The sequence below is a fragment of the Pseudomonas sp. RA_105y_Pfl2_P56 genome (genome assembly GCF_963970845.1).
In the GTDB taxonomy this organism is placed as follows: domain Bacteria; phylum Pseudomonadota; class Gammaproteobacteria; order Pseudomonadales; family Pseudomonadaceae; genus Aquipseudomonas; species Aquipseudomonas baetica_A.
The window spans coordinates 1-15,760 of sequence record NZ_CAXAPL010000070.1; the positions used below are offsets into that span (position 1 = coordinate 1).

A 15,760-nucleotide genomic window follows, 5' to 3' on the forward strand; every position below is an offset into this window, starting at 1 on the left:
TGCCAGAAGGCGTTGAAATGGTAATGCCAGGTGACAACATTCAGATGACTGTTACCCTGATCAAAACCATCGCGATGGAAGACGGTCTGCGTTTCGCTATCCGTGAAGGCGGTCGTACCGTCGGCGCCGGCGTCGTAGCAAAGATCATCGAATAATCGGTTGTAATGTATTTTTCAGGCCGGCATAATGGTCGGCCTGATTTTGTTTTAGGTCAGTAGCTCAATTGGCAGAGCGACGGTCTCCAAAACCGTAGGTTGGGGGTTCGATTCCCTCCTGACCTGCCAGATTCACTTGGTGTGTCTGGCTTTCTTTTCACAGGATCTTCATAGATGACTCCTAAAGCTGAAACTCAAGGCTCTCGCTTCGATTTGCTCAAGTGGCTTGTAGTAGTTGCTTTGGTGGTTGTTGGCGTTGTTGGTAATCAGTATTACTCAGCTTCGCCGATCCTGTACCGCGTACTCGCATTGCTTGTGATTGCTGCTGCAGCTGCCTTTGTAGGTCTGCAAACTGCGAAGGGCAAGTCTTTCTTTGTACTGGTTAAGGAAGCTCGCACTGAGATTCGTAAAGTCGTTTGGCCAACTCGCCAAGAAACCACGCAGACCACGCTAATCGTTGTGGCTGTTGTTCTGGTTATGGCGTTGCTGTTGTGGGGGCTTGATTCCCTGCTCGGCTGGCTTGTTTCCTTGATTGTCGGCTAAGGGTGTCCCGTGGCTAAGCGTTGGTACGTTGTGCATGCTTACTCGGGTTACGAGAAGCATGTGATGCGCTCGCTTGTTGAGCGAGTGAAACTGGCTGGCATGGAAGATGGCTTTGGTGAAATTCTGGTTCCCACTGAAGAAGTGGTCGAGATGCGTAATGGCCAGAAGCGCAAAAGCGAGCGTAAGTTCTTTCCAGGTTATGTGCTGGTTCAGATGGATATGAATGAGGGTACTTGGCACTTGGTCAAGGACACACCTCGTGTGATGGGCTTTATCGGCGGAACTGCTGATAAGCCAGCGCCAATCACTGATAAAGAGGCAGAAGCAATTCTGCGTCGCGTTGCTGATGGTAGCGACAAACCTAAGCCTAAGACTCTTTTCGAGCCTGGTGAAACGGTGCGAGTCAATGATGGTCCATTTGCTGATTTCAATGGCGTCGTTGAAGAAGTTAACTACGAAAAGAGCCGGATCCAAGTGGCAGTGCTCATTTTCGGTCGCTCTACTCCGGTAGAGCTGGAGTTCAGTCAGGTCGAAAAGGTCTAGCTGAGCAAGCATCCCAACCCCGCAGCCTTAGGCTGTGGGGTTTTGTCGTCACTGGGATAAACGCGCAAGTAACCGGGGAGCCTTTCGAGGCGTTTGAACCCGTAATTGGAGTGCCTCATGGCCAAGAAGATTACCGCTTACATCAAGCTACAAGTGAAGGCCGCTCAGGCTAACCCAAGTCCACCTGTTGGTCCTGCTCTGGGTCAGCACGGCGTGAACATCATGGAGTTCTGCAAGGCTTTCAACGCCCGTACTCAGGGTCTTGAAGCAGGTCTGCCAACTCCAGTGATCATCACTGTCTACAGCGACCGTAGCTTCACTTTCGAAACCAAATCCACCCCTGCTTCGGTTCTGCTGAAGAAGGCGGCCGGTCTGACCAGCGGTTCCGCTCGTCCGAACACCGTTAAGGTTGGCACTGTTACCCGTGCTCAGCTGGAAGAAATCGCGAAAACCAAAAACGCGGATCTGACTGCAGCTGATATGGATGCAGCCGTGCGTACTATCGCCGGTTCTGCTCGTAGCATGGGCCTTAACGTGGAGGGTGTGTAATGGCTAAGCTGACCAAGCGTCAAAAGGCTATCGCCGGCAAAATCGAAGCAGGCAAGGCCTACAACATTGTAGACGCCGCTGCTCTGCTGGCTGAGCTGTCGACTGTCAAGTTCAGCGAGTCGTTTGACGTTGCTGTAAACCTGGGTGTAGACCCGCGTAAATCCGACCAGGTTGTTCGTAGCGCTACTGTGCTGCCACACGGCACTGGCAAGACCGTTCGCGTTGCTGTGTTCACTCAGGGTCCAGCTGCTGAAGCCGCTCTGGCTGCTGGCGCTGACCGCGTAGGTATGGACGACCTGGCTGCCGAAATGAAAGGTGGCGACCTGAACTATGACGTAGTGATTGCATCCCCGGATGCCATGCGCGTTGTAGGTCAACTGGGCCAGATCCTCGGTCCACGTGGTCTGATGCCTAACCCGAAGGTCGGCACCGTGACTCCAGACGTAGCTACTGCGGTTAAGAATGCTAAAGCTGGTCAGGTTCGTTATCGCACCGATAAAAACGGCATCATCCACACTTCCGTTGGCAAGATGGGCTTCGAAGCCGTCAAGCTGAAGGAAAACGTTGAAGCTCTGATCGCTGATCTGAAGCGTATCAAGCCAGCTTCCTCGAAAGGTATTTACGTCAAGCGCGTTACCCTGAGCACCACTATGGGCCCAGGTCTGGTTATCGATCAGAGCTCGCTGGACGCGTAAGACAAAGGTTGGCGCGATTGATCGCGCCAATTGAAAGATTGGGGTCCCTGCCTGGCGGGGGCTATCCAAGACCGTAGGCGACGCAAGTCTTAAACCATAAGCCTACGCAGATGGTGCTCCCGGTTCCTTACCGAATCAGACACCAAAACGACATTCGGTTTCGATCGAATGAAACGGTAACAAGCAGGAGTTAAACCCGTGGCAATTAATCTCGAAGACAAGAAGGCCATCGTCGCTGAAGTCAACGAGGCTGCCAAAGTCGCTCTGTCCGCTGTCGTGGTTGATGCCCGTGGCGTAACAGTAGGCGCAATGACCGGACTCCGTAAAGAGGCTCGTGAAGCTGGCGTTTACGTACGTGTTGTACGTAACACCTTGCTCAAGCGCGCTGTTGCTGACACTCAATACAGTGTCCTCAACGACGTGTTCACCGGCCCGACCCTGATTGCATTCTCGAACGAACATCCGGGCGCTGCTGCCCGTATTTTCAAAGAGTTTGCCAAGGGTCAGGACAAGTTCGAGATCAAGGCAGCTGCGTTCGAGGGCAAGTTCCTCGCAGCTAATCAGATCGACGTACTGGCAACTCTGCCGACCCGTGACGAAGCAATTTCTCAGCTGATGAGCGTGATTCAAGGCGCTACCAGCAAATTGGCTCGTACTCTGGCGGCAATTCGCGACCAGAAAGAAGCTGCCGCAGCCTAAGGCTCGTCAACTTCTCGCGTTTTTTGTTTATTTCGATGGTCGCGTAGGCCGTCCCCCAATTCAGGAATTGAGTCATGTCTCTGACTAACGAACAAATCATCGAAGCAATCGGCCAGAAATCCGTAGTGGAAATCGTTGAGCTGATCAAAGCGATGGAAGAAACCTTCGGTGTTACCGCTGCTGCTGCTTCGGCTGGTCCAGCTGCTGCTGCCGCTGTTGTTGAAGAGCAAACCGAGTTCAACGTTGTTCTGCTGGAAGCTGGCGAGAAGAAGGTTAACGTGATCAAGGCAGTTCGTGAACTGACCGGTCTGGGCCTGAAAGAAGCCAAAGAGAAAGTAGACGGCGCTCCTCAGGTTGTAGCTGAAGGCGTTTCGAAAGAAGCTGCTGAAGACGCCAAGAAGAAGCTGGAAGAAGCAGGCGCTAAAGTCGAGCTGAAGTAAGTATCGACTTTGCTCCTCCAGCCCGAGCGTAAAGCGACAGGCTGATGGCTGGTGGCTCTTGCCACCGGCCTTTTTCCGTTATTGGCAGCCGACTGGGTCGGTGCTGATAAAGGTGCTTTAACCACCCGATGTGGTGGCGCAAACCATGGGGTTTGCACGATTTTCTGGCTGCTCCCGTCGGGAGGGGCCAAACAAGCAGGTGACCAAGCTGGGGAACGCTGATGGCTTACTCATATACTGAGAAAAAACGTATCCGCAAGGACTTTAGCAAGTTGCCGGACGTCATGGATGTGCCGTACCTCCTGGCCATCCAGCTGGATTCGTATCGTGAATTCTTGCAAGCGGGAGCGACTAAAGATCAGTTCCGCGACGTGGGCCTGCATGCGGCCTTCAAATCCGTTTTCCCGATCATCAGCTACTCCGGCAATGCTGCGCTGGAGTACGTCGGTTATCGCCTGGGCGAACCGGCATTTGATGTCAAAGAATGCGTATTGCGCGGTGTAACTTACGCCGTACCTTTGCGGGTAAAAGTGCGCCTGATCATTTTCGACAAAGAATCGTCGAACAAAGCGATCAAGGACATCAAAGAGCAAGAAGTCTACATGGGTGAAATCCCCCTGATGACTGAGAACGGTACCTTCGTAATCAACGGTACCGAGCGTGTAATCGTTTCCCAGCTGCACCGTTCCCCGGGCGTGTTCTTCGATCACGACCGCGGCAAGACGCATAGCTCCGGCAAACTGTTGTACTCCGCGCGCATCATCCCTTATCGCGGTTCGTGGCTGGACTTCGAGTTCGACCCGAAAGACTGCGTATTCGTGCGTATCGACCGTCGTCGCAAGCTGCCGGCCTCGGTACTGCTGCGCGCGCTCGGCTACACCACTGAAGAAGTGCTGGACGCGTTCTACACCACCAACGTATTCCACCTGAGCGGCGAAACCCTCAGCCTGGAGCTGATTGCATCGCGTCTGCGTGGTGAAATTGCCGTTCTGGATATCCAGGATGAAAAAGGCAAGGTCATTGTTGAAGCTGGCCGTCGTATTACTGCGCGCCACATCAACCAGATCGAAAAGGCCGGTATCAAGACGCTGGAAGTGCCTCTGGACTACGTCCTGGGTCGCACCACTGCCAAGGTCATCGTGCATCCGGCTACTGGCGAAATCCTGGCTGAGTGCAACACCGAGCTTAACGTTGAGATCCTCGGCAAAATCGCCAAGGCTCAAGTCGTTCGCATCGAGACCCTGTACACCAACGACATCGACTGCGGTCCGTTCGTTTCTGACACGCTGAAGATCGACTCCACCAGCAACCAATTGGAAGCGCTGGTCGAGATCTATCGCATGATGCGTCCAGGCGAGCCGCCAACCAAAGACGCTGCCGAAACCCTGTTCAATAACCTGTTCTTCAGCCCTGAGCGCTATGACCTGTCTGCGGTCGGCCGGATGAAGTTCAACCGTCGTATCGGTCGTACCGAGATCGAAGGTTCGGGTGTGCTGTGCAAGGAAGACATCGTCGCGGTACTGAAGACTCTGGTCGACATCCGTAACGGTAAAGGTATCGTCGATGACATCGACCACTTGGGTAACCGTCGTGTTCGCTGCGTAGGCGAAATGGCCGAGAACCAGTTCCGCGTTGGCCTGGTACGCGTTGAGCGTGCGGTCAAAGAGCGTCTGTCGATGGCTGAAAGCGAAGGCCTGATGCCGCAAGACCTGATCAACGCCAAGCCAGTGGCTGCGGCGGTGAAAGAGTTCTTCGGTTCCAGCCAGTTGTCTCAGTTCATGGACCAGAACAACCCGCTGTCCGAGATCACCCACAAGCGTCGTGTTTCTGCACTCGGCCCTGGCGGTTTGACTCGTGAGCGCGCTGGCTTTGAGGTTCGTGACGTACACCCGACTCACTACGGTCGCGTATGCCCGATTGAAACGCCGGAAGGTCCGAACATTGGTCTGATCAACTCCCTGGCTGCTTATGCGCGCACCAACCAGTACGGCTTCCTGGAAAGCCCGTACCGTGTGGTGAAAGACGCATTGGTCACCGACGAGATCGTGTTCCTGTCTGCCATCGAAGAAGCTGATCACGTGATCGCTCAGGCTTCGGCCACGATGAACGACAAGAAAACGCTGATCGATGAGTTGGTAGCTGTTCGTCACTTGAACGAATTCACCGTTAAGGCGCCTGAAGAAGTCACCTTGATGGACGTTTCGCCGAAGCAGGTAGTTTCGGTTGCAGCGTCGTTGATTCCGTTCCTCGAGCACGATGACGCCAACCGTGCGTTGATGGGTTCGAACATGCAGCGTCAAGCTGTACCCACCCTGCGCGCTGACAAGCCGCTGGTAGGTACCGGCATGGAGCGTAACGTAGCTCGTGACTCCGGCGTTTGCGTCGTTGCTCGTCGTGGTGGCGTGATCGACTCTGTTGATGCCAGCCGTATCGTGGTTCGTGTTGCTGATGACGAAGTTGAAACCGGCGAAGCGGGTGTCGACATCTACAACCTCACCAAATACACCCGCTCCAACCAGAACACCTGCATCAACCAGCGTCCGCTGGTGCGTAAAGGTGATCGGGTTCAGCGTAGCGACATCATGGCTGACGGCCCGTCCACCGACATGGGTGAGCTGGCACTGGGTCAGAACATGCGCATCGCGTTCATGGCCTGGAACGGTTACAACTTCGAAGACTCCATCTGCCTGTCGGAACGAGTTGTTCAAGAAGATCGATTCACCACGATCCACATTCAGGAACTGACCTGTGTGGCCCGTGACACCAAGCTTGGGCCAGAGGAAATCACTGCGGACATCCCTAACGTGGGTGAAGCTGCACTGAACAAGCTGGACGAAGCCGGTATCGTTTACGTAGGTGCTGAAGTCGGCGCAGGCGACATCCTGGTGGGTAAGGTCACTCCGAAAGGCGAGACCCAACTGACTCCGGAAGAAAAACTGCTGCGTGCAATTTTCGGTGAAAAAGCCAGCGACGTTAAAGACACCTCCCTGCGTGTACCTACCGGTACCAAAGGTACTGTCATTGACGTACAGGTCTTCACCCGCGACGGCGTTGAGCGTGATGCTCGTGCCCTGTCGATCGAGAAGTCCCAGCTGGACGAGATCCGCAAGGACCTGAACGAAGAGTTCCGTATCGTTGAAGGCGCAACTTTCGAACGTCTGCGTTCCGCTCTGGTAGGCCACAAGGCTGAAGGCGGTGCTGGTCTGAAGAAAGGTCAGGACATTACCGACGAAGTGCTCGACGGTCTTGAGCATGGTCAGTGGTTCAAACTGCGCATGGCTGAAGACGCTCTGAACGAGCAGCTCGAGAAGGCTCAGGCCTACATCGTTGACCGCCGCCGTCTGCTGGACGACAAGTTCGAAGACAAGAAGCGCAAACTGCAGCAGGGCGATGACCTGGCTCCAGGCGTGCTGAAAATCGTCAAGGTTTACCTGGCAATCCGTCGTCGCATCCAGCCGGGCGACAAGATGGCCGGTCGTCACGGTAACAAAGGTGTGGTCTCCGTGATCATGCCGGTTGAAGACATGCCGCACGATGCCAATGGCACCCCGGTAGACGTCGTCCTCAACCCACTGGGCGTACCTTCGCGTATGAACGTTGGTCAGATCCTTGAAACCCACCTGGGCCTCGCAGCCAAAGGTCTGGGCGAGAAGATCAACCGTATGGTCGAAGAGCAGCGTAAAGTCGCTGAACTGCGCACTTTCCTGGACGAGATCTACAACCAGATCGGCGGTCGTAACGAAGACCTGGACAGCTTCTCCGATCAGGAAATCCTGGATCTGGCACAGAACCTGCGTGGCGGCGTTCCAATGGCCACCCCAGTGTTCGACGGCGCCAAGGAAAGCGAAATCAAGGCCATGCTGAAACTGGCAGACCTGCCGGAAAGCGGCCAGATGCAACTGACTGATGGCCGTACCGGCAACAAGTTCGAGCGTCCAGTTACCGTTGGCTACATGTACATGCTGAAGCTGAACCACTTGGTAGACGACAAGATGCACGCTCGTTCTACCGGTTCGTACAGCCTGGTTACCCAGCAGCCGTTGGGTGGTAAGGCGCAGTTCGGTGGTCAGCGTTTCGGGGAGATGGAGGTCTGGGCACTGGAAGCATACGGTGCTGCTTACACTCTGCAAGAAATGCTCACAGTGAAGTCGGACGATGTGAACGGCCGTACCAAGATGTACAAAAACATCGTGGATGGCGATCACCGTATGGAGCCGGGCATGCCCGAGTCCTTCAACGTGTTGATCAAGGAAATTCGTTCCCTCGGCATCGATATCGATCTGGAAACCGAATAACACGTGACGCGAATCGAGAGCGGGGCAGAATTGCCCGCTCTCTGCTCCGCCAGGAGGAAAGGCCTTGAAAGACCTACTGAATTTGCTGAAAAACCAGGGTCAAGTCGAAGAGTTCGACGCCATCCGTATTGGATTGGCCTCGCCTGAGATGATCCGCTCATGGTCGTTCGGTGAAGTTAAAAAGCCGGAAACCATCAACTACCGTACGTTCAAACCTGAGCGTGACGGCCTGTTCTGCGCCAAGATCTTTGGCCCGGTAAAGGATTACGAGTGCCTGTGCGGTAAGTACAAGCGCTTGAAGCACCGTGGTGTGATCTGCGAGAAGTGCGGCGTTGAAGTTGCACTGGCCAAGGTTCGTCGTGAGCGCATGGCGCACATCGAACTGGCTTCGCCGGTTGCCCACATCTGGTTCCTGAAATCGCTGCCGTCGCGTATCGGCTTGCTGATGGACATGACCCTGCGTGATATCGAACGCGTTCTCTACTTCGAGAGCTATGTCGTTATCGACCCGGGCATGACTACCCTTGAAAAAGGTCAGCTGCTGAACGACGAGCAGTACTTCGAGGCGCTGGAAGAATTTGGTGATGATTTCGACGCCCGCATGGGTGCTGAAGCTGTCCGCGAATTGCTGCACGCTATCGACCTGGAACACGAGATTGGCCGTCTGCGTGAAGAAATTCCGCAAACCAACTCCGAAACCAAGATCAAGAAGCTGTCCAAGCGTCTGAAGTTGATGGAAGCCTTCCAGGGTTCCGGCAACCTTCCAGAGTGGATGGTGCTGACCGTTCTGCCGGTTCTGCCGCCAGATCTGCGTCCATTGGTCCCGCTGGATGGCGGCCGCTTCGCGACTTCCGACCTCAACGATCTGTATCGTCGAGTGATCAACCGTAACAACCGTTTGAAGCGCCTGCTGGATCTGTCCGCTCCGGACATCATCGTGCGCAACGAAAAGCGTATGTTGCAGGAAGCGGTCGATGCACTGCTCGACAACGGTCGTCGTGGCCGCGCTATCACTGGTTCCAACAAGCGTCCTCTGAAATCCCTGGCTGACATGATCAAGGGTAAACAAGGTCGTTTCCGTCAGAACTTGCTCGGTAAGCGTGTTGACTACTCTGGTCGTTCGGTAATTACCGTAGGCCCGACCCTGCGTCTGCACCAGTGCGGTCTGCCGAAGAAAATGGCCCTCGAGCTGTTCAAACCGTTCATTTTCGGCAAGCTGGAAATGCGCGGTCTGGCGACCACCATCAAAGCGGCCAAGAAAATGGTCGAGCGCGAATTGCCAGAGGTTTGGGACGTTCTCGCTGAAGTGATTCGCGAACACCCGGTGCTTCTCAACCGTGCACCGACCCTTCACCGTCTGGGTATCCAGGCGTTTGAACCGGTACTGATCGAAGGTAAGGCTATTCAGCTGCACCCGCTGGTCTGCGCCGCGTACAACGCCGACTTCGACGGCGACCAAATGGCCGTGCACGTACCGCTGACACTGGAAGCCCAGTTGGAAGCGCGTGCGTTGATGATGTCGACCAACAACATTCTGTCGCCAGCCAACGGTGAGCCAATCATCGTTCCGTCGCAGGACGTTGTATTGGGTCTGTACTACATGACTCGTGAAGCGATCAACGCCAAGGGCGAAGGTCGTGTATTTGCGGATCTGCAGGAAGTTGACCGTGTGTTCCGTGCCGGCGAAGCCGCACTGCACGCCAAGGTTAAAGTACGTATCAACGAAACCGTCAACGATCGTGACGGCAACAGCGTGAGCGGTACCCGTATCGTCGACACCACCGTCGGCCGTGCGCTGCTGTTCCAGGTTGTGCCGAAAGGTCTGTCGTACGACGTCGTCAACTTGCCGATGAAGAAAAAGGCGATCTCCAAGCTGATCAACCAGTGCTACCGCGTGGTTGGTTTGAAAGAGACCGTCATTTTCGCTGACCAGTTGATGTACACCGGTTTCGCTTACTCGACCATTTCCGGCGTTTCCATCGGCGTTAATGACTTCGTTATCCCGGATGAAAAAGCCCGCATCATCGGTGCTGCCACCGACGAAGTGAAAGAGATCGAGAGCCAGTACGCCTCCGGCCTGGTTACCCAGGGCGAGAAGTACAACAAAGTGATCGACCTTTGGTCGAAGGCGAACGACGAAGTTTCCAAGGCGATGATGGCCAACCTCTCGAAAGAGAAAGTCATCGACCGTCATGGTGTTGAAGTCGATCAAGAGTCTTTCAACTCGATGTACATGATGGCCGACTCGGGTGCGCGGGGTTCCGCAGCACAGATTCGTCAGCTAGCCGGTATGCGTGGTCTGATGGCCAAGCCGGACGGTTCCATCATTGAAACGCCGATTACTGCGAACTTCCGTGAAGGTTTGAGCGTACTTCAGTACTTCATTTCGACTCACGGTGCTCGTAAAGGTCTGGCGGATACCGCGTTGAAAACCGCGAACTCCGGTTACCTGACTCGTCGTCTGGTAGACGTGGCGCAGGATCTGGTTGTAACCGAGATCGATTGCGGCACAGAACACGGTTTGCTGATGACTCCGCACATTGAAGGCGGTGACGTTGTCGAGCCGTTGGGTGAGCGCGTATTGGGTCGTGTTATCGCCCGTGACGTATTCAAGCCAGGTACCGAGGACGTCATCGTTCCTGCCGGCACTCTGGTAGACGAGAAGTGGGTCGAGTTCATCGAGCTGAACAGCATCGACGAAGTGATCGTGCGTTCGCCGATCAGCTGCGAAACCCGCTATGGCATTTGTGCCAAGTGCTACGGCCGAGATCTGGCTCGTGGTCACCAGGTGAACATTGGTGAAGCGGTCGGCGTTATCGCTGCCCAGTCCATCGGTGAGCCGGGTACCCAGCTGACAATGCGTACGTTCCACATCGGTGGTGCGGCAAGCCGTACTTCCGCAGCCGACAGCGTTCAGGTCAAGAATGGCGGTACCGTCCGTCTGCACAACCTGAAGCACGTTGAGCGAGTGGATGGTCACTTGGTTGCTGTGTCCCGTTCCGGTGAGCTGGCAATCGCTGACGACTTCGGTCGTGAGCGTGAGCGTTACAAGCTGCCGTACGGTGCTGTGATCTCGGTTAAAGAAGGTGACAAGGTCGACGCTGGCGCAATCGTGGCCAAGTGGGATCCGCACACTCACCCAATCGTTACCGAAATGAAAGGTACCGTGACCTACGTGGGCATGGAAGAAGGCATCACGATCAAACGTCAGACTGACGAATTGACCGGTATGACCAACATTGAAGTACTCGATGCGAAAGATCGTCCAGCTGCCGGCAAGGAAATCCGTCCTGCAGTGAAGATGGTCGATGACAACGGCAAGGATCTGTTGCTGCCAGGCACTGACGTTATCGCTCAGTACTTCCTGCCAGCTAACGCCCTGGTCGGTGTTGCGGATGGTGCGAAGATTGCGATCGGTGATGTTATCGCTCGTATCCCGCAAGAAACTTCGAAAACCCGCGACATCACCGGTGGTCTGCCGCGTGTTGCCGACTTGTTCGAAGCTCGCCGTCCGAAAGAAGCATCGATTCTGGCTGAAGTCAGTGGCACCATCGCGTTCGGTAAAGAGACCAAAGGCAAGCGCCGTCTGGTTATCACCCCGAACGACGGTACTGACCCGTACGAAGAGCTGATTCCGAAGTGGCGCCACCTGAACGTGTTCGAAGGCGAACAGGTAAACCGAGGCGAAGTTATCTCTGACGGCCCTAGCGATCCGCACGATATCCTGCGTTTGCTGGGTGTGAGCGCGCTGGCCAAGTACATCGTTAACGAGATCCAGGACGTTTACCGTCTGCAAGGCGTGAAGATCAACGACAAGCACATCGAGACCATTTTGCGTCAGATGCTGCGTAAGGTTGAAATCGCTGAGTCCGGCGATTCCACTTTCATCAAGGGCGACCAGATGGAATTGACTCACGTACTGGTAGAGAACGAGCGTCTGGGCGCGGAAGACAAGTTTGTCTCCAAGTTCACTCGCGTTCTGCTGGGTATCACCAAGGCGTCGTTGTCGACCGAATCGTTCATCTCGGCGGCTTCCTTCCAGGAAACCACCCGTGTACTGACCGAAGCAGCCGTCACCGGCAAGCGCGATTACCTGCGCGGCCTGAAAGAAAACGTAGTCGTGGGTCGTTTGATCCCGGCCGGTACCGGTCTGGCCTATCACAGCGAGCGCAAGCGTCGTCGTGAAGCAGACAAGCCGTTGCGCGTGAGCGCCAGTGAAGTGGAAGCTGCACTGACCGAAGCGCTGAACTCGAGCGGTAACTGAGTTCTGCGATATATGAGCGTAAGGCCCTGATCGCTCCGTTCATCGAATCGAGACAATTTGTCGAGGTTCGAGGGGCGGGGAGGTCGGGGCCTTGCCTTGACTGGGGGCAAGATCCTCTTTAGACTCTTGATCCCCTAAATTTGGCGGGAATTCGTTCCTGCCATTTTGCTTTTCTTGCAAGACAATAGCGTCGCAAGACAACAGTGGAGCTAGTAGATGGCAACTATCAACCAGCTGGTACGTCAGCCGCGTAAGCGTATCGTCGAGAAATCCGACGTGCCTGCGCTGCAGAACTGCCCGCAACGTCGTGGCGTGTGCACCCGTGTGTACACCACCACGCCGAAAAAACCTAACTCGGCACTGCGTAAAGTATGCCGTGTGCGTCTGACCAACGGTTTCGAGGTTTCCTCGTACATCGGTGGTGAAGGCCACAACCTGCAAGAGCACAGCGTGGTACTGATCCGCGGCGGTCGTGTAAAAGACTTGCCAGGTGTTCGTTACCACACCGTTCGCGGCTCCCTGGATACTTCCGGCGTTAAAGGTCGTAACCAAGGTCGTTCGAAGTACGGTACCAAGCGTCCGAAGTAATCGGCCGTTTTGCAGATTTTTATTTTATTGAGTCGATAAGAGTAAGGTCGGGCACGCATCCATTGGATCTGTCCCGAGCTAACCTGAAGACCGCTTGAGGGCTTATCATGCCAAGACGTCGCGTAGCAGCAAAGCGTGAGATTCTGGACGATCCGAAATACGGAAGCCAGATCCTCGCCAAATTCATGAACCACGTTATGGAAAGCGGCAAGAAAGCCGTTGCCGAGCGTATCGTTTATGGTGCCCTGGAAACCGTTGCGACCCGTAAGGCTGGCACCGATCCCCTGGAACTCTTCGAAAAAGCACTCGACGCCATCGCTCCGCTGGTCGAAGTGAAGTCGCGCCGCGTTGGTGGTGCTACTTACCAGGTTCCGGTCGAGGTTCGTCCTTCCCGTCGTAACGCTCTGGCAATGCGCTGGTTGGTAGACTTCGCCCGTAAGCGTGGCGAGAAGTCTATGGCTCTGCGTTTGGCTGGCGAACTGCTGGATGCTGCTGAAGGTAAAGGTGCTGCTGTTAAGAAGCGTGAAGACGTGCACCGTATGGCCGAAGCCAACAAAGCTTTCTCGCACTACCGCTTCTAATTTTAGCTTCACTAATTTTGCGAGGGCTTTATGGCTCGTACTACTCCGATTAGTCGCTACCGTAACATCGGTATCGTCGCTCACGTGGATGCTGGTAAAACCACCACCACCGAGCGCGTCCTTTTTTACACCGGCAAAAGTCACAAAATGGGCGAGGTGCATGATGGCGCCGCGACCACAGACTGGATGGTGCAGGAGCAGGAGCGTGGTATTACCATTACTTCTGCTGCCATTACCGCCTTCTGGAAAGGTTCCGAGAAGCAGTACTCGCACGAGCACCGTTTCAACGTAATCGATACCCCGGGCCACGTGGACTTCACCATTGAAGTTGAGCGTTCCCTGCGCGTACTCGACGGCGCTGTCGTTGTGTTCTGCGGTACTTCGGGTGTTGAGCCTCAGTCGGAAACCGTATGGCGTCAAGCCAACAAATACGGCGTTCCACGTCTTGTTTACGTGAACAAGATGGACCGTGCTGGCGCTAACTTCCTGCGCGTGATCGGTCAGATCAAGCAGCGTCTGGGTCACACTCCGGTGCCGATTCAGTTGGCCATCGGTTCCGAAGATAACTTCCAGGGTCAGATTGATCTGATCAACATGCAGGCTATCTACTGGAACGACTCTGACAAAGGTATGGTCCCTGTTCGCAAGGATATTCCTGCTGAGCTGCAAGAGCTGGCCGAAGAGTGGCGCAACAACATGGTTGAGGCTGCTGCCGAAGCCAGCGAAGAGCTGATGAACAAGTACCTGGAAGGCGAAGAGCTGTCGATCGAAGAGATCAAAGCTGCTTTGCGTCAACGTACTATCGCTGGCGAAATCGTTCTGGCTGTTTGCGGTTCTTCCTTCAAGAACAAGGGTGTTCCCCTGGTTCTCGACGCCGTTATCGACTACCTGCCTGCGCCAACTGATATTCCTGCTATCAAGGGTACCAACCCTGATAACGAGGAAGAAGAGATGGAGCGTCATGCAGACGATAACGAGCCTTTCTCGGCTCTGGCGTTCAAGATCGCTACCGACCCATTCGTGGGTACTTTGACCTTCGTCCGCGTTTACTCGGGCGTGTTGAACTCCGGCGACGGCGTGATCAACTCGGTTAAAGGCAAGAAAGAGCGCGTGGGCCGTATGGTGCAAATGCACGCAAACGCCCGTGAAGAGATCAAGGAAGTACGCGCTGGTGACATCGCGGCCCTGATCGGCATGAAGGACGTCACCACTGGTGAAACCCTCTGCAACGCTGACAAGCCAATCATCCTGGTTCGCATGGACTTCCCGGAGCCGGTTATTTCGGTTGCCGTAGAGCCTAAGACCAAGGATGACCAGGAAAAAATGGGTATTGCTCTGGGCAAACTTGCTCAGGAAGACCCTTCTTTCCGCGTTAAAACTGATGAAGAGACTGGTCAAACGATCATCTCCGGCATGGGCGAGTTGCACCTGGACATCCTGGTTGACCGGATGCGTCGTGAGTTCAACGTCGAAGCCAACATCGGCAAGCCTCAGGTTTCGTATCGTGAGCGCATCACGAAGAACTGTGAAATCGAAGGCAAGTTCGTTCGTCAATCCGGTGGTCGCGGCCAGTTCGGTCACTGCTGGATCCGTTTTGCTCCTGCTGACGAAGGTCAGGAAGGTCTGCAATTCGTGAACGAAGTAGTAGGTGGTGTTGTTCCTAAGGAATACATCCCGGCTATCCAGAAGGGTATCGAAGAGCAGATGAAGAACGGCGTTGTTGCCGGCTATCCGCTGATCGGCCTGAAGGCTACCGTGTTCGATGGTTCTTACCACGACGTCGACTCCAACGAGATGGCGTTTAAAGTGGCTGCTTCCATGGCGACCAAGCAACTGGCCCAGAAGGGTGGTGGTGAGTTGCTCGAGCCGATCATGGCGGTAGAGGTTGTTACGCCTGAAGACTATATGGGTGATGTGATGGGCGACCTTAACCGTCGTCGCGGCATGATCCAGGGTATGGAAGACACAGTGTCCGGCAAGGTTATCCGTGCCGAAGTTCCACTGGGTGAGATGTTCGGTTATGCGACCGACGTTCGTTCCATGTCTCAGGGTCGCGCAAGCTACTCTATGGAATTCAAAAAATACGATACGGCTCCGTCGCACATCGTCGAAACCGTAACCAAAAAACAAGGCTGATTCAGCCCCTTTAGGCTAGGAGTTAATTGTCGTGGCTAAAGAAAAATTTGATCGTTCCCTACCGCACGTCAACGTTGGCACTATCGGTCACGTTGACCACGGTAAAACCACTCTGACCGCTGCTCTGACTCGCGTCTGCTCCGAAGTTTTCGGTTCGGCCGTAGTTGAATTCGACAAGATCGACAGCGCTCCAGAAGAAAAAGCTCGCGGTATCACCATCAACACCGCGCACGTTGAGTACAACTCGCTGATCCGTCACTACGCTCACGTTG

The 15,760-nt window shown here is 54.8% G+C and carries 12 protein-coding genes, 1 tRNA gene and 1 pseudogene; all 14 read left to right on the plus strand.

Annotation, left to right across the window (positions count from 1 at the left end; all coding sequences use genetic code 11):
• A pseudogene (locus AACY11_RS27485) lies at window positions 1–155 on the plus strand (hypothetical protein); the annotation flags it as partial.
• A 53-nt stretch (window positions 156–208) separates the two neighbouring features.
• Window positions 209–284: transfer RNA gene (locus AACY11_RS27490), tRNA-Trp, on the plus strand.
• Between the two features lie 45 nt (window positions 285–329).
• On the plus strand, window positions 330–698 hold the full coding sequence (gene secE / locus AACY11_RS27495) for a preprotein translocase subunit SecE (RefSeq protein ID WP_339434209.1): 369 nt from the start codon (window positions 330–332) through the stop codon (window positions 696–698).
• 9 nt (window positions 699–707) lie between these two features.
• Complete coding sequence (gene nusG, locus AACY11_RS27500) at window positions 708–1,241, plus strand: transcription termination/antitermination protein NusG (RefSeq protein WP_007916492.1); 534 nt, start codon at window positions 708–710, stop codon at window positions 1,239–1,241.
• Between the two features lie 117 nt (window positions 1,242–1,358).
• Window positions 1,359–1,790: a 50S ribosomal protein L11 gene (gene rplK, locus AACY11_RS27505; protein WP_003228756.1), complete on the plus strand. Its 432-nt coding sequence runs from the start codon at window positions 1,359–1,361 to the stop codon at window positions 1,788–1,790.
• The gene (gene rplA / locus AACY11_RS27510) at window positions 1,790–2,485 is read left to right on the plus strand and encodes a 50S ribosomal protein L1 (RefSeq protein ID WP_339434210.1); all 696 of its coding nucleotides are present in this window, start codon (window positions 1,790–1,792) and stop codon (window positions 2,483–2,485) included. The genes rplK and rplA overlap by 1 nt, the downstream gene beginning before the upstream one ends.
• Window positions 2,486–2,683: 198 nt before the next feature.
• Window positions 2,684–3,184, plus strand: a complete 501-nt coding sequence (gene rplJ / locus AACY11_RS27515; protein ID WP_008081912.1) for a 50S ribosomal protein L10 — start codon at window positions 2,684–2,686, stop codon at window positions 3,182–3,184.
• A gap of 74 nt (window positions 3,185–3,258) precedes the next feature.
• Window positions 3,259–3,624: a 50S ribosomal protein L7/L12 gene (gene rplL / locus AACY11_RS27520; RefSeq protein ID WP_003228750.1), complete on the plus strand. Its 366-nt coding sequence runs from the start codon at window positions 3,259–3,261 to the stop codon at window positions 3,622–3,624.
• Between the two features lie 221 nt (window positions 3,625–3,845).
• Window positions 3,846–7,919: a DNA-directed RNA polymerase subunit beta gene (gene rpoB / locus AACY11_RS27525; RefSeq protein WP_339434211.1), complete on the plus strand. Its 4,074-nt coding sequence runs from the start codon at window positions 3,846–3,848 to the stop codon at window positions 7,917–7,919.
• Between the two features lie 64 nt (window positions 7,920–7,983).
• Entirely contained in the window at window positions 7,984–12,183 is a 4,200-nt protein-coding gene (rpoC, locus tag AACY11_RS27530) for a DNA-directed RNA polymerase subunit beta' (protein ID WP_042561345.1), read from the plus strand.
• Window positions 12,184–12,399: 216 nt separating this feature from the next.
• Window positions 12,400–12,771: a 30S ribosomal protein S12 gene (rpsL, locus tag AACY11_RS27535; RefSeq protein WP_003186084.1), complete on the plus strand. Its 372-nt coding sequence runs from the start codon at window positions 12,400–12,402 to the stop codon at window positions 12,769–12,771.
• A gap of 107 nt (window positions 12,772–12,878) precedes the next feature.
• On the plus strand, window positions 12,879–13,352 hold the full coding sequence (gene rpsG / locus AACY11_RS27540; RefSeq protein ID WP_007916467.1) for a 30S ribosomal protein S7: 474 nt from the start codon (window positions 12,879–12,881) through the stop codon (window positions 13,350–13,352).
• Window positions 13,353–13,382: 30 nt separating this feature from the next.
• A complete protein-coding gene (gene fusA, locus AACY11_RS27545; protein ID WP_339434212.1) occupies window positions 13,383–15,488 on the plus strand; it encodes an elongation factor G in 2,106 nt (701 codons plus the stop codon).
• A gap of 31 nt (window positions 15,489–15,519) precedes the next feature.
• On the plus strand, window positions 15,520–15,760 hold a 241-nt coding region (locus tag AACY11_RS27550), incomplete at its 3' end, for a GTP-binding protein (RefSeq protein ID WP_339434213.1).